This window comes from Dactylosporangium sp. NPDC049140, assembly GCF_040648435.1.
In genome coordinates, this window is sequence record NZ_JBEZDS010000002.1 from 28,588 (window position 1) to 42,185 (window position 13,598).

At 74.9% G+C, this 13,598-nt stretch carries 14 protein-coding genes; 7 read left to right on the forward strand and 7 right to left on the reverse strand.

Annotation, left to right across the window (positions count from 1 at the left end; all coding sequences use genetic code 11):
* Positions 1-57: 57 nt before the first annotated feature.
* Positions 58-690 (reverse strand): LPXTG cell wall anchor domain-containing protein, encoded by a 633-nt coding sequence (locus AB0B76_RS03845; RefSeq protein ID WP_360368860.1) that lies wholly within the window; start codon positions 688-690, stop codon positions 58-60.
* A 355-nt stretch (positions 691-1,045) separates the two neighbouring features.
* On the opposite strand from AB0B76_RS03845, the gene AB0B76_RS03850 reads away from it, so the two are divergent.
* Positions 1,046-2,923 carry a helicase-associated domain-containing protein gene (locus AB0B76_RS03850; protein WP_360368863.1) on the forward strand — a complete coding sequence of 626 codons (1,878 nt, stop codon included), beginning with the start codon at positions 1,046-1,048 and terminating at the stop codon, positions 2,921-2,923.
* A 158-nt stretch (positions 2,924-3,081) separates the two neighbouring features.
* Here the strand turns inward: AB0B76_RS03850 and AB0B76_RS03855 are convergent, their stop codons facing one another.
* Positions 3,082-3,879, reverse strand: a complete 798-nt coding sequence (locus tag AB0B76_RS03855; protein WP_360368866.1) for an alpha/beta fold hydrolase — start codon at positions 3,877-3,879, stop codon at positions 3,082-3,084.
* Positions 3,880-3,929: 50 nt separating this feature from the next.
* On the opposite strand from AB0B76_RS03855, the gene AB0B76_RS03860 reads away from it, so the two are divergent.
* Both AB0B76_RS03860 and AB0B76_RS03865 read left to right on the forward strand, forming a co-directional pair.
* On the forward strand, positions 3,930-4,325 hold the full coding sequence (locus AB0B76_RS03860) for a cupin domain-containing protein (protein ID WP_360368869.1): 396 nt from the start codon (positions 3,930-3,932) through the stop codon (positions 4,323-4,325).
* A complete protein-coding gene (locus AB0B76_RS03865; protein WP_360368872.1) occupies positions 4,322-5,437 on the forward strand; it encodes an epoxide hydrolase in 1,116 nt (371 codons plus the stop codon). Before AB0B76_RS03860 ends, AB0B76_RS03865 begins: the two co-directional genes overlap by 4 nt.
* Here the strand turns inward: AB0B76_RS03865 and AB0B76_RS03870 are convergent.
* Positions 5,423-6,385 (reverse strand): MucR family transcriptional regulator, encoded by a 963-nt coding sequence (locus AB0B76_RS03870; protein WP_360368875.1) that lies wholly within the window; start codon positions 6,383-6,385, stop codon positions 5,423-5,425. The genes AB0B76_RS03865 and AB0B76_RS03870 overlap by 15 nt on opposite strands.
* 30 nt (positions 6,386-6,415) lie before the next feature.
* On the opposite strand from AB0B76_RS03870, the gene AB0B76_RS03875 reads away from it, so the two are divergent.
* Positions 6,416-6,925, forward strand: a complete 510-nt coding sequence (locus AB0B76_RS03875; RefSeq protein WP_360368878.1) for a hypothetical protein — start codon at positions 6,416-6,418, stop codon at positions 6,923-6,925.
* Positions 6,926-7,250: 325 nt separating this feature from the next.
* Here AB0B76_RS03875 and AB0B76_RS03880 read toward each other — a convergent pair whose 3' ends face one another.
* The 3 genes from AB0B76_RS03880 to AB0B76_RS03890 form a co-directional block, all read right to left on the reverse strand.
* Positions 7,251-7,553, reverse strand: coding sequence for a thiamine-binding protein (locus tag AB0B76_RS03880; protein WP_360368881.1), 303 nt, complete (start codon positions 7,551-7,553; stop codon positions 7,251-7,253).
* A gap of 21 nt (positions 7,554-7,574) precedes the next feature.
* Complete coding sequence (locus tag AB0B76_RS03885) at positions 7,575-9,905, reverse strand: FtsX-like permease family protein (RefSeq protein ID WP_360368884.1); 2,331 nt, start codon at positions 9,903-9,905, stop codon at positions 7,575-7,577.
* Positions 9,906-10,073: 168 nt separating this feature from the next.
* The gene (locus AB0B76_RS03890; protein WP_360368887.1) at positions 10,074-10,736 is read right to left on the reverse strand and encodes an ABC transporter ATP-binding protein; all 663 of its coding nucleotides are present in this window, start codon (positions 10,734-10,736) and stop codon (positions 10,074-10,076) included.
* Positions 10,737-10,877: 141 nt separating this feature from the next.
* Between AB0B76_RS03890 and AB0B76_RS03895 the strand changes: the two genes are divergently transcribed.
* From AB0B76_RS03895 to AB0B76_RS03905, 3 genes are read left to right on the forward strand one after another with little or no spacing between them, the layout of a single operon-like run.
* On the forward strand, positions 10,878-11,408 hold the full coding sequence (locus AB0B76_RS03895) for a hypothetical protein (RefSeq protein WP_360368890.1): 531 nt from the start codon (positions 10,878-10,880) through the stop codon (positions 11,406-11,408).
* A 53-nt stretch (positions 11,409-11,461) separates the two neighbouring features.
* Positions 11,462-12,223, forward strand: coding sequence for a histidine kinase (locus tag AB0B76_RS03900; RefSeq protein ID WP_360370181.1), 762 nt, complete (start codon positions 11,462-11,464; stop codon positions 12,221-12,223).
* Between the two features lie 20 nt (positions 12,224-12,243).
* Positions 12,244-12,906, forward strand: a complete 663-nt coding sequence (locus AB0B76_RS03905; protein WP_360370184.1) for a response regulator transcription factor — start codon at positions 12,244-12,246, stop codon at positions 12,904-12,906.
* On the opposite strand, the gene AB0B76_RS03910 is transcribed toward AB0B76_RS03905, so the two are convergent.
* Positions 12,895-13,590 (reverse strand): hypothetical protein, encoded by a 696-nt coding sequence (locus tag AB0B76_RS03910; protein ID WP_360368893.1) that lies wholly within the window; start codon positions 13,588-13,590, stop codon positions 12,895-12,897. The two genes, AB0B76_RS03905 and AB0B76_RS03910, sit on opposite strands and share 12 nt — an antisense overlap.
* Positions 13,591-13,598 lie beyond the last annotated feature (8 nt).

Here is a 13,598-nt window from a genome sequence, read left to right on the forward strand (position 1 = left end):
GCACGAGAAAGCGCCCCCGCTCCAGGAGCGGGGGCGCCTCTGCAAGGCCAAGCGAGGTTACTCGGCGGTGAAGGTGATGTTCCGGCGGCGGCGGATCGCGAAGACCAGTGCCGCGCCCCCGGCGACAAGGGCAGCGCCCGTGCCGACCATGGGGAGGGTGCTCGACGAGCCGGTGACCGGCAGGCTCGGGCTCGGCGAGACCGACGGCGCGTGCGTCGCCGGCCTGGAAGCCTCGGGCGTCGCCGGCTTCGAGGGCGACTTCGACGGCGACGGCGTGTGCTCCGTCGGCTTGCAGTCGCCGCTGAGGTGCACCTTCGGGCTCGTGAAGGAGTGCTCGTAGTTGTCGGCCCACAGGCCGGTCACGTGCAGCTCGAGGTCCTTCTTGGTGTCGCCGCTGTACGTGGTGGTGAAGGTGGCCTTGTCACCGGACTGGCCCTTGGCCGCCAGGTGGATGACCGCGTGCGTCTCGTTCGTGGGGCTGATCGAGATGTTCTTGATGTCGACGGACTGGCCGTAGTCGTTCTGGACCGTCCAGGTCACCGTGTAGGTGCCGTTGTCGCCGCAATCCGACTCGCCGAACGGGCCCGCATCATGCGCGCTCGCCGGGGAAGCGAAGAGGGTCGATAGGCCGACGGTGGCGGCGGCGGCGAAAACGCCGACGGCAGCCCTCCTGAACAGCGTCTTTTTCACGTCGTCTCCTAGCGGGGTGGAACTTAGCGACGACACAACATAGAGCAGATGGCCACGGTGGCGACAGTCAGAGACGCATGGAAATTTGCGAATAGTCAGGATTTGTCCGGATCTTCCGAAAAAATAATGGAGATCTATGGCTCGCTTAATCACTCGATGCGGTGAAACCGTTACACCATAAGGGCAAACGCCCAGTTTGCAGGGTGGGTACGCCTGCGTGATCGCGCCGCGACCGAGCGTGTATAACCCGATCTTCGTCGATGGTTAATTCCGCCTACCAGTGGGTTAAGACTCGGAAAATCATCGACGCCGGGGTTCGGTGCTCACCGAGCGTGGCCGGAATAGGATCGCGCCGGTGGACACGGCGCAGATCCTTCAGCTCGCGTCGCTGCTCACGCTGCCGCAGTTACAGGTCGCGGAGGTCCTGTCGCTGCGGGCGGAGGGCACGCGGCAGCGGGATCTGGCGCGGGCGCTCGGCGTCGCCCCCGACGACCCGCGGCTCACCGCTGCGCTGCGCGCCCTGCACGAGGCCGGCCTCGCCTGGCCCGACGAGCACGACCCCGAGTGGGTCCGCACCGTCGAGCTGCACAAGGTGCTCGCGAACGGCTACGGGTTCGGCCGGGCCGCCGAGCACGAGCTGACGTACCAGCCGCTGGAGCAGCTCCAGCGCATCGCCTTCGAGCTCGGCCGGCCCGTCGGGCGCGACCACGCGCGGCTCGTGCGGGTCATCGGCGCCGCCCTCGCCGACTCCGACCTCGTGCGCGAGCAGTTCCGGCTCGCCCCCAAGCCGGCCCAGGAGATCATGCTCGAGCTCGCCGTCGGGGAGCCGTTCTACTCCGACCCGCACGCGCTGCTCGCGCTGCGCACCGGCCGCCGCGGCAGCCCGCTGCGCTGGGCCCTCGACCGGGGGCTGCTCGTCTTCAACGCGTACTACGGCGCCGCCCTCTCCATGCCCAGCGAGGTCGGGGCCGCGCTGCGCCCGGACTTCCGCGCCGGCTTCGACACGACCCCGCCCGCGCCGCCGTCGGTCCCGGTCGACGTGGGGTCCGTCGACCGGTCCGGGGCGGCCGCGGCCGGGGCGGCGCTGGCCTCGATCGTCACGCTGCTGGAGGAGTGCGGCCGCACGCCAGTGCCGATCCTCAAGGCGGGCGGGATCGGGCTGCGCGAGGTACGAAAGCTGGCTCGGCTCATCGACGCCGACGAGGAGGGCGTGCGGTTCTGGCTCACCGTCGCCGGCATGAACGGGCTCATCGGCATCGCCGGGGACCGGGTCGCGCCGTCGGCCGAGTTCGACAACTGGCTCAAGCTCGAGCCGGCCGAGCAGCTCGCCTGGCTGCTGGACGGCTGGTTCCGGATGCCGGCCGCGCCACTGCTGCTCGACGGCCGCCCGGCGCTCGTCGGCAGCGAGCACGACGGGAGCAGCGCCGTGCTGCGCGTGACCCTCGCCGCGGTGCTCGCCTCGCTGCCGCCCGGGCGCGGCGCGGCCGGGCTCGACGGGCTCGCCACGATGCTGGCCTACCTGCGGCCGCTCGTGGCCGGGGACGCCGACGAGGTCCGGCCCCTCGCCGGGGCGCTGTGGCGCGAGTGCGAGCTCATGGGCGTCGGCGCCGCCCACGCCCCGACCTCGATCGGGCTCGCCCTGGCCGCCGGGGACCGCGACCGGCTCCTGTCCGGGCTGCGCGACCTGCTGCCGGCGGCCGAGGAGACGGTACTGCTGCAGAGCGACCTGACCGCGATCGTCACCGGCACCCCGTCGGCGTCGCTGGCCGCCCTGCTCGACCTGGCCGCCGACCGTGAGTCGCGCGGGGGCGGCTCCACGTGGCGGTTCACGGCGACCTCGGTGCGCCGCGCGTTCGACGCCGGCACCGGCGCCGACGAGCTGCTCGCGCGCATCCGCGCGGCGGCGGCCGGGGGGCGGGTGCCGCAGCCGCTGGAGTACCTGGTCGGCGACCTCGGCCGCAAGCACGGCAACGTGCGGGTGCGCACCGTCGGGTGCGTGCTGCGCAGCGACGACACGGCGCTGCTGGGTGAGATCCAGCGGGTGCGCAGCCTGGCCCGGCTGGAGCTGACCGAGTTGGCCCCGACCGTCCTGTCGAGCGCGCTGGGCCCTTCCGAGACGCTTGCCGCGCTGCGGGCCGCCGGCTACGTGCCCGCGGCGGAGAACCCGGACGGCACGCTCGCCCTAGAGCGGCCCGCCCGGCACCGCGCAACGACGCGGGACCCGGAAGCCTGAGCGGCCCGCCCGGCACCGCGCAACGACGCGGGACCCGGAAGCCTGAGCGGCCCGCCCGGCGCCGGGCAGCGACGCGGGACCCGGAAGCCTGAGCGGCCCGCCCGGCACCGCGCAGCGACGCGGGACCCGGAAGCCTGAGCGGCCCGCCCGGCGCCGGGCTACAGGGCCCGATCCAGAAAGGTGATCACCGCCCGGGCCAGGGCCACCCGCTGCCCCGAGAACGCGTGGTCCGAGGGCAGCAGCAGGGTCTCGGCGCCGGGCGCGTAGGCCTCGACGAGCGGCGAGTGGTGCAGCGGCGGGGGCGCGACCGTGTCGTCCTCGGCGGCCACGAGGAGGCGCGGGCGGTCCGCAAGGCGTCCGGCCAGGGCGGCCAGGCGCCACGAGGCGCCGTTGGCGCGCATCTCCTCGTAGAGCGCGTCGCCGCTGGTGCCGCGCAACGGCAGCGGGTCGGAGGCGAACATGGCGCGGGCTTCCCGGAGTACAACTTCCGGCGCTTGAGCGATGGCACCGAGGTCGTAGGCGGCCAGGGCCGCGACCGCGCGCACGGACCCGTCGGCGGCCGCCGTGTGCAGGGCCGCGAAGCCGCCCACGCTGTGCCCGACCACCGCCACGCGCCCGGGGTCCAGCGCCGGGTCGAGCCCGGGGGCGGCCCGGACGGCGCGGGCGGCGTCGGCCAGGACGTTGGACCAGGAGTACGCGCCGCCGACGCCCCATGACCCGCGGTAGTGCACCACCAGCGCGGCGTAGCCGGCCCGGCGCAGCGCCTGGGCGAGGTCGAAGTTGCGCTCGTTGCCGGGGAAGCCGTGCAGGAGCACGACCACCGGGTGCGGGCCGGGGCCGGCCGGGAGGTGCAACACCCCCAGCAGCGGTACCCCACCGCTGTCGAAGCGCACCTCGGGAGTGCGCGCCCGCGGGCGCAGGGCCGGGTCGGGGTCGTTCAGCCAGCGATCATCCACGTGCACTTTGTACAAGGCGGGGCGCCCGCGCGGGGGGCAGAATCGCAGGCATGACCGCGAAACCTGTGAACCTGACCGAGGCGCTCCAGTCGTTCAGCGAGGTGTACAGCCCGCGGATCGTCGCGCGCATGAACGACTACGACGTGCGCGTCGCCCACACCCGGGGCGAGCACGTCTGGCACGCCCACGCCGAGACCGACGAGTTCTTCCTGGTGCTCGACGGGCGCTTCGACATCGCCATCCGCGACGCGGACGGCCACGAGCACACCGTCGTGCTGCATCCGGGCGACACGTACGTCGTGCCGCGCGGTACCGAACACAAACCCTCGTCCCCGGGCGGCTCCATCCTCATGTTCGAGCCGTCGGGCACCGTCACGACCGGCGACGCCGCCGAGGGTGCCATCCCCGCGCACGTCGACCGCACCGCGGGGCACGAGCTGGCATGATCCCGTTCCGCTGTGCGGTGCCCGACGAGCGGCTGGAGGACCTCCGCCGCCGCCTCCGCGCGACCCGCTGGCCCGGGCCGGCGACGGTGCCCGGATGGGAGCAGGGAGTGCCGCAGGTGTACCTGCAGCAGCTCTGCGAGTACTGGGCCGACGGCTACGACTGGCGGCGCTTCGAGGCGCGGCTCAATACCCACGCCCAGTGGCGCGTCCCGGTCGACGGGCTCGGCATCCACGTCGTGCACGCGCGCTCCCCGCACCCGGGCGCGCTCCCGCTCGTCGTGACGCACGGCTGGCCCGGCTCGGTCGCCGAGTTCCTCGGCGTCGTGGACGCGCTCACCCGGCCCGAGGACCCGCGCGACGCGTTCCACGTGGTGCTGCCGTCGCTGCCCGGGTACGGCTTCAGCGACGTACCCACCGAGCCCGGCTGGGGCGTCGAGCGCATCGCGCGCGCCTGGGCCGAGGTCATGCGGCGCCTCGGGTACGCACGCTACGGCGCGATGGGCAGCGACTGGGGCACCAGCGTCACCACCGCCATGGCCCTGCAGGACGACGGGCGCCTGGCGGGCATCCACGTGTGCCCGCCGATCGCCGCGCCGATCCTCGAGGACCTCACCCCGGCGGAGCGCGCCACGCTGGCCGAGCTGGAGCAGGCGCAGCGCGACGGCGACGGGTACTCGCTGGTGCAGTCGACCCGCCCGCAGACGATCGGCTACGCCCTCAACGACTCCCCGGCCGGCCTGCTGGCGTGGATCGCCGAGAAGTTCACGGCCTGGAGCGAGGACCCGATCCCGCGCGACGCGCTCCTGGACAACGTCACGCTGTACTGGCTCACCGGCACGGCGGCGTCGAGCGCCCGGCTCTACTGGGAGAGCTTCCGCCAGGTCCAGGCCTGGTTCACCAGCGCCACCGACGACGTGGTCACCGTGCCGGCCGCGTGCACGGTCTTTCCCCGCGACCTGCCCCGGCCTTCGCGGCGGTGGGCTTCGCAGCGGTACCGCACGATCGTCCACTGGGGCGAGCCCGCGCACGGGGGCCATTTCGCGGCGCTGGAGCAGCCGGACCTGTGGGTGCACGAGGTGCGGGCGGCCTTCCGGGGTCTACGCGGCGCGTGAGTGGCGCCTCAGGCTGCTCGCCGCGAACCCGGACTCGCGAGCCAGCCGGTCCCAGGCCCACCCGTCGGCCCGTCGCGCGACGATGTACTCGCCGAACGTCGCGAACCCGAACCGCGCCGCGACCGCCTGCCCCCGCTGCCGCGCCCCGTGCCGCTTGGCGGCGTGCACGACGGCCTCGACCCCGTGGTGGCGCAGCGCGGCGAGCACCGTCCACCGCGACGTGCCCGCCTCCGCCGCGATCGCCGCGACGCTGCGGTGCTCGTCGAGGTGCGCGGCCCGCAGGTACGCGGCGACGCCCTCGAACCCCGTGGCCCGCGCGACCGGGCCGAGCCGCCGCTCGCCCGGCGGCGGACGATCGGGCACCGGGGCGTGCCGCCCGACCCAGTCCTTGTGCAGGCCGGCCTCGCGGCTGACGGCGGCCATGCTGAGGCCCTGCTGCACCCGGTCCGCGACGTACGCGCCGAACGTCGCGAACCCGAACCGCGCCGCGACCTCGGCCGCCACCCGCTCCCGGTGCTCCCGCCCGCGCCGCCGGTTGCCCTCGGCCCGGGCGCGCGGGTCGACCTCGGCGAGCGCGGCGAGCGTCTTGACCCGGCGCTCGGCCGGATGCGCGCGTCCCCGGGCCGCGCGGGCGGCGGCCGCGGCGAGCTCCCCGCCGGCGGCCCGGGCCCGCGCCTCGCGCTGGGCCCGCCGGATCGCGGGCTCGGCGTGGCGGGCCCCGAACGCGGAGGAGCGCCGCTTGCGGGTGGCCGGCCCGGTGAGCGGGTTGCCGAGCTCGAGCCCGAACTCGCGGAGGTAGTCGGCCTTGGTCCAGCCGTGGTACCGCAGGTGCGAGGCGACGGACAGGAACCACCGCCCGCACAGGTGGCAGCAGACCTTGTCGCCGTCGACGAGGAGCTCGCCGACCGGCGCGTGCTGCTCGATCACCGCCACCTCCCCGGTAGTCACACTGAGACTACCGGGAATAAGCTCCGCCGCGTGCCGCCGCTTTCTCTCCCCGAGTGGATCGTGCTTTCGTTGATCGACGAGGCCCCGGCCCACGGGTTCGCGATCGCGGCGCTGACCGGCGAGGACGGCGAGATCGGGCGGGTCTGGCAGGTGCCGAGGCCGATCGTGTACCGCGCCGCCGACCGCCTCACCGCCGCGAACCTGCTGACCGTGGCCCGCACCCAGGCCGGCGACCGCGGCCCGCAGCGCTCGATCCTGACGGCGACCGAGGAGGGCTCGGCCGCGGTGGCGGACTGGCTGGCCCGGCCGGTCGCTCACGTGCGCGACCTGCGCTCCGAGTTCCTGGTCAAACTGGCCCTAATGACCCGCCGCGGCCGCCCCTTGACGCGCCTGGTCGCGGCGCAGCGCGCGGTGCTGGCGCCGCTGGAGCCGGCCCTGGCCCGGCGCCGCACGGAGGCGACGGGCTTCGCCGCGGTCCTGGCCGCGTGGCGCTACGAGAACGCGAGCGCGGCCTTGCGCTTCCTGGACGATCTGACCTGACCGCACACCTCGCGCGACCGCGCGATGTGCGCGACCGCGCGGGCCCGACTGTGCGCGGGCCCGACTGTGCGCGGGCCCGACTGTGCGCGGCCACGCCGGGCCCGACCGTCCGCGACCGTGGGCCCGACGGTGCGCGACCGCGCGATGTGCGTTGCCGCGCCGCGCCCGACGGTGGGCCGACCGCGCGATGTGCGCGACCGCGCGCCTCGCCCGATGTGCGCTCCCGCGTGGCCGTCTGACTGCGACTCGTCCGACCTTGCGCTTCCGCGCGGCCGTGCGCTTCCGCGCGGCCGTGCGCTTCCGCGCGGCCGTGCGCTGCCGACGCCTACTGCGCCAGATGCCGCTCGACCGTGGCAACCTTCGACTCGAGGCGCCCCACCGGCCCGTCGCGCCAGTCGACCTTGATCACGGTGCTCGTACGCGGGGCCGCGGCCTGCACGACCGCCACCGCCGCCTGCACCACGGCCATCACTTCCTCCCACGTCGAGCCCTCGACCGTGGTGAACATGGCCTCGGTGCGGTTCGGCAGCCCGGACGCACGGACCACCCGCACCGCCTCGGCGACGAGGTCACCCACGTCCTCCCCGACCCCGAGCGGCGTGACACTGAACGCGACAAGCACAGACATGCCTCCGACGCTATCCCGGCCCTACTCGTTGTGGAGTACCTCCGCGATGGGGAGGCGCGCCGCGGTGCGCGACGGGATCAGGGTGCCCAGCACGGCGATCGCCACGCCGGTCAGGGCCATCGACGTGAGGGCCGCCGGGTTCCAGACGTGGAACAGCGACGCCGGGAGGTCGATCTTCGCCGTACGGCCCACCATCGGCAGGATCAGGCGGTGCGCGGCGATGCCCAGCGGGATGCCCGCCACGCCGCCGACGACGCCCAGGGCCGCCATCGACGTCACCATCATGGCCACGACCTGGCGGGGCGTCATGCCGATGGACTTCAGCATGCCGAGGTCGCGGCGGCGTTCGCGGACGTTGAGCAGCACCGTGTTGAAGACGCTCAAGGCGGCCACGGTACCGATCATCAGGGAGAACACCACCGAGACGGAGACCACCGAGACGGTGTAGGAGTTGCCGAGGCCGGTCACCGCGGACCAGGCCGCGAGGCCGGGATCGGCGGCGCGCACGGCGGAGAGGTACGACTCCACGTCCGTGCCGGGTGTGACCCGTACGAAGTACATGACCTCGTGGCTCACGAGACGGTACGACGGCGCCAGGGTGGTGAAGACGGACCAGTCGGCGAAGAGGGCGCCGCCCGCGATGCCGGCCTCCAAGGTGCGGCCCACGATCTTGACGGGGACCTCGCGGCCGGCGTAGGTGAGGCGGATCGTGTCGCCGACGTGCAGGCCGAGTTCGTGCAGGGCCTTCGAGGCGGCGACCACCTCGCCCGGGGCGGCCATCCAGCGGCCCTCGGTGAGCTCCTCCCGGAAGCCGATCGTGGTCGCGTCGCCGCGCAGGAAGTCGACCTGGACGGGGTCGCGGTGGCCGGCGACGGCGATCGGGAGGGTGAGGTCGGCGGTGACGTACACGGTGCCGGGCAGCCCCCGCAGCAGGGACTCCACCTGCGGGTCGGTCCGGTCGGTGGCGACGTCGCCGAACGTGGCGTTGTGCGGGCGGACCTGGGCCTGGACCGCGTCCGCGCGGTCCACGGCGTCGCCGAAGCGGGTCACCGACGTGGTGAGGCCGCCGGCGAACGTGACAGTCGTGACGCCGAGCAGCAGCGCGGCCATCGTCAGGCCGGTGCGGCCGGGGCGGGCGAAGGGCAGGCCGAGGCCGAGGCTTACCGCGCGGGGGAGGCGGGTGCCGGACAGCGCCCGCTGGACGCGCAGGCCGCGGCCCGCGCGCGGGGCGGAGCCGGCGCTGATCGCCTCGGCGGCGGAGAGGCGGTGCGCGCGCAGGGCCGGCACGAGCGCGACGAGGGCGACGAGCGCGGGCACGCCGAGTACGCCGGTGAGCGGCACCCACAGGCCGGTGTCGACCCGCCCGCCGAAGCCGAGGCCCTGGAAGGCGTTGGCCAGCAGCGGGCGGGCGGCCACGGTGCCGAGGGCGGTGCCGAGCAGGGCGCCGGCGGCCGACGGTACCGAAACCATTGCCACATAGACGAGGACCACCTGGCGCGGGGTGAAGCCGATCGCCTTCAGCACGCCGATGTGCCGGAAGCCCGAGATGACCGCGCCGCTGACCACGCCGGCCACGATCAGGACGGCGACCACCAGGCCCAGCAGGCCGAAGACGAACAGGAAGGGCAGCATGGTGCCGGGGCCGGCCGCGACCTCGGCCTTGCGCGTGAGGTACGACTCCGTCCCGGTCAGCCCGTCGCGCGGCACGGACGCGACCGCGGCGTCGACCTCGGCCCGGTTCGCGGCGTGCCGGAAGCGGTAGAGCACCTGGGAGCCGGTCGGGCCGAGCGCGCGCGCCGTCGCCGGGGAGACCCACGCGTCGGCGGTGTGCCCGAGGCTGTACGCCGCGCCGACGATCGTCAGCACGGGTTTCCCGGGCGCGGTCACGGTCTTGCCGAGCAGGTCGCGGGCGAAGTACTCGGCGTCGGCCCGGTCCGACGGCGGCATCGAGGTCACGACGATCTCGTTCGGGCCGGTGGCCCAGTGCCCGACCCACAGGTCGACGCGGTCGACGGGGCCGCCCGGGTCGGCCCGCCCGACCACGGTGAGGGGCCCGGTCGCCCACACCGGCGCGCCGTCGGCCGGCACGTCGAGGACCAGCTCCGGGAAGGGGCCCGCGACCGCCTCCGCGCCGGGGGCGTTCGTGGCCGGGGTCTGGGTGCCGTACGTCGCGATCACGTGCGGCCCCCGCTGCTGCGCGAACGCGCGGTCGAACGGCCCCGTGGCCGCGTCGAGCAGCGCGAGCGCGACCACGATTGTCGCGGTCGTGAACAGCACCACGAGCCCGATGACGACGGTCTGCAGGCGCCGCCGCCGCACCGCCGCGCGCGCGGCCCGCCACACGGCGCTCACGCCGTCACCTCCGCACGCTCCGGCAACGGCGCGACAATGTTGTGCCCATGGTGTGCGGCCCCTCCGCATCGCTCCCGACCGCTCACGCCGTCACCTGCGCAGGCTCCGGCGACGGCGCGACGATGCTGTGCCCATGGTGTGCGGCCCCTCCGCTTCGCTCCGGACCGCTCACGACACCACCCGGCCGTCGCGGAGCTCCACAACCCGGCTCGCGCACCGTTCGGCCAGCGCGTGGTCGTGCGTGACGAGCAGCAGCGTCTGGCCGATCTGGTTGAGGTCGAGCAGCAGGTCCATCACCTGCTCGCCGGCGCGGCTGTCCAGCGCCCCCGTCGGCTCGTCGGCCAGCAGCAGCGCCGGGCGGTTCATCAGCGCCCGCGCGACCGCGACCCGCTGCCGCTCGCCGCCGCTGAGCGCGGCCGGGTAGGCGTTGCGCCGCCCGCCGATGCCGAGCTCGTCGAACAGCTCCAGGGCGCGCCGCCGGGCCGGCCGCGCGCCGATGCCCATGAGCTGCGCGGCCAGCGCGACGTTGTCCAGCGCCGAAAGGTCGTCGAGCAGGTTGAAGAACTGGAAGACCATGCCGATGCGGCGCCGCCGGAACAGCGCAAGGCCCGTCTCGCTCAGCCTTCCAAGATCCTCATCGTGTACCTCCACAAGCCCGGCCGTCGGCCGGTCGAGCCCCGCGATCATGTTGAGCAGCGTCGACTTGCCGCAGCCCGAGGGGCCCATGACCGCGACCGCCTCGCCCGCCCCGATCGTGAGCGTCACCCCGTCGAGGGCGGTCGTACCGCCGAACTCCTTGCGCACCCCGTCGAGGCGCACCACCGTCGTCATGGCCCCGACGCTATTGCCCCGGCCCGCGCGGAGGCGTCCGCTGCCGGATGCAACCCGCCGCCCAGGGTCATCCTGCGGATGTATGCCGCTGCCTCCGTGGCCCGATGCGCGCCCGGGCGCGGGTCTGGCATCGTGACGAGGGTGACCGTCCTCGCCGGTGTGCTGGTCGCGGCCCCGATGCGCGCCGCGCTGGTGCCAGCCGCGCGCCCGGGCGCCGCCCGCACGCTGTCCGCGGCGCCGGTGCTCGGCGTCGCGCCCGGGCGCGTGTGGGACCTCGGCCCGCTCGGGCGTGCGTGGCGCGTTGCGACGGTCGTCGGCCCGCTCGGGCGCGTGTGGGGCCTCGTGACGCTCGGGCGCGGGTGGGGCGTCGCGTCGGTCGTCGGCCCGCTCGGGCGCGTGTGGGGCCTCGTGACGCTCGGGCGCGGGTGGGGCGTTGCGACGGTCGTCGGTCCGCTCGGGCGTGCGTGGTGCGTCGCGACGGTCGGCGCTGCGCTCGGGCGCGTGTCGGGCGTTGCGACGGTCGTCGGCCGGCTCGGGCGCGTGCGGGGCCTCGCGACAGTCCTCGTCGGCGCCGCGCCCGGGCGCGGGTGGGCATCAGGGCCGTCGCCGTCCGCACGTTGTGCGCGGCGCCGGTGCTCGGCGTCGCGCCCGGGCGCGGGTGAGGCGTCGTGACCGTTCTCGTCGGTGTGCTGGTCGCGGGCCTGGTGATCGCCGTCGCGGCGGGTGTGGTGCTCGGGGTCGCGGCCGCGCGGGCGCGGCGGCGGTACAGCCGGGCGCTGGAAGAGCGCGGCTGGCTGCTCGAGCGCGAGCGCCAGGCGGCCGCCAGCGGCGCGGTCGCGGCCGAGCGCGCCCGGATCGCCCGCGAGCTGCACGACATCGTCAGCCACAACGTGAGCGTGATGGTCGTGCAGGCCGGCGCCGCGCGGGAGGTGCTCGCCGCGTCCGGGCCGGCCGTGCCGCCCGACGTCGCCGGTGCCCTGGTCGCGGTCGAGGGGGCCGGCCGCGACGCGCTGAAGGAGCTGCGGCACCTGCTGGGCCTGCTCGCCCCGGCCGCGGACGGCTCGGACGGGCCCGAGGAGGCGCTGGCGCCCCAGCCCGGGCTCGACGCGCTGAGCCGCCTCGTGGACCGCATCGCGTTTGCCGGGCTGCCCGTCGACGTGTTCGTCAGCGGGGAGCCGCGGGCGCTGCCGGGCGGGGTCGACACCACCGCGTACCGGGTCATCCAGGAGGCGCTCACCAACGCGCTCAAGCACGGGGAGGCGGATCGGGCCGAGGTCTCGGTGCGGTACACCGAACGCTCTCTTCGCCTCGAGGTTCTCAACACCGGACCGGCCGGGCCGCCGCGGCGCTCCCCGCCGGGCGGGGCCGGACACGGGCTGCTCGGGCTGCGGGAGCGCGTCGCGGTGTACGGCGGCGACCTCGACGCCCGGCGCCGTTTCGGCGGCGGCTTCCGCGTCCGGGCGCGCATCCCCCTGGACCCGCCATGACCGATCCGGAGCGGATCGGCGTGGCCGAGCCCCGGGTGCTCATCGCCGACGACCAGGCGCTCGTGCGCACCGGCTTCCGCATGATCCTCAACGCCCGGGGCGTCGACGTGGTCGGTGAGGCCGCCGACGGCGTCGAGGCGGTCTCGGCCGCCGTACGCCTGCGCCCCGACGTGGTGCTCATGGACATCCGGATGCCCAACCTGGACGGGCTGGCCGCCACCCGGCAGATCGTCGAGCGGCGGCCCGAGTGCCGGATCATCATGCTCACGACGTTCGACCTCGACCGGTACGTGTACGCCGCCCTGGCCGCCGGCGCCAGCGGCTTCCTGCTCAAGGACGTGACGCCGGAGCATCTGGCCGGCGCGGTACGCCTCGTTTGCACCGGCGACGCCCTGCTCGCCCCGTCGATCACCCGCCGCCTCGTGGAGCGCTACGCCGCCGGGGCCGCCCCGTCGCCGCTGCACCGCGACCTGGCCCCGCTGACCCCGCGCGAGCTGGAGGTGCTGACGCTGATGGGCCAGGGCCTGTCCAACGCGGAGCTGGCCGCGGCCCTGACCCTGAGCGAGGCGACGGTGAAGACCCACGTGGCGCGGATCTTCACCAAGCTGGAGCTGCGCGACCGGGCCCAGGCGGTCGTGCTGGCGTACGAGACCGGCCTGGTCCGCCCTTCCTCAGGCCTCTGAGCGCAGCATCCGGGTCAGCGCACGCAGCCCCTTGACCAGGTCCTGGTGGTCGCTGATGCCGTCGACCGCCTCGTGGATCTGCCGGCCGATCCGGTCGATCGCCGCGCGCAGCTCGTCGTGGCGGCCGTGCTGCTCGTCGGCCTGCCGCTGCAGGCTCGTCACCAGCTCCTGCAGCTCGGCCACGTCGCGCCGCAGCGTGACGACGTCCTCGCGGGGATGGGTGACCTCGCGCGTCATGACGGCGATGCGCCGGCGCAGGTGCGCGAAGTACGCGCCCGCCGGCCGCATGAACGTGGTGAGCAGGAAGAAGCCGGCGACGTAGTACCCCACCGTCCGCGCCGTGACGAGCCCGGCCACGGCCGCCACGACCGCGGTGCCGACGTGCCCGGCGATCGCGAACGCGAGCATGCGCCGGGCGATGCGCCGCGCCTCGTCCTCGTAGCCCTCCTTGACCGGGATGCCCCGCTCCCGCGACACGTCGGCGTCGGCGACGACGCGGCGCGCCCCGAAGTACAGATTCCAGGGGGCCGACACGAGCACGACCGTCCACGTCAGCGCCGCGAACGCCGCCCCGACCGTCCACAGCAGCCCCGCCGTGACCCCCGCGAGGCGCCCGAGCCACGCGAACACCAACACCGTCGCGGCCCCGACCACCACGACCGACCACCATTTGGTCCCACGCATACGTTTCA

Excerpts from the sequence above, each read along its gene's own strand:
- AB0B76_RS03860 (WP_360368869.1), top strand. The coding sequence starts at position 3,930 with ATGACCGCGAAACCTGTGAACCTGACCGAGGCGCTCCAGTCGTTCAGC.
- AB0B76_RS03890 (WP_360368887.1), bottom strand. The coding sequence starts at position 10,736 with ATGACGACGGTGGTGCGCCTCGACGGGGTGCGCAAGGAGTTCGGCGGT.
- AB0B76_RS03880 (WP_360368881.1), bottom strand. The coding sequence starts at position 7,553 with ATGTCTGTGCTTGTCGCGTTCAGTGTCACGCCGCTCGGGGTCGGGGAG.
- AB0B76_RS03910 (WP_360368893.1), bottom strand. The coding sequence starts at position 13,590 with ATGCGTGGGACCAAATGGTGGTCGGTCGTGGTGGTCGGGGCCGCGACG.
- AB0B76_RS03865 (WP_360368872.1), top strand. The coding sequence starts at position 4,322 with ATGATCCCGTTCCGCTGTGCGGTGCCCGACGAGCGGCTGGAGGACCTC.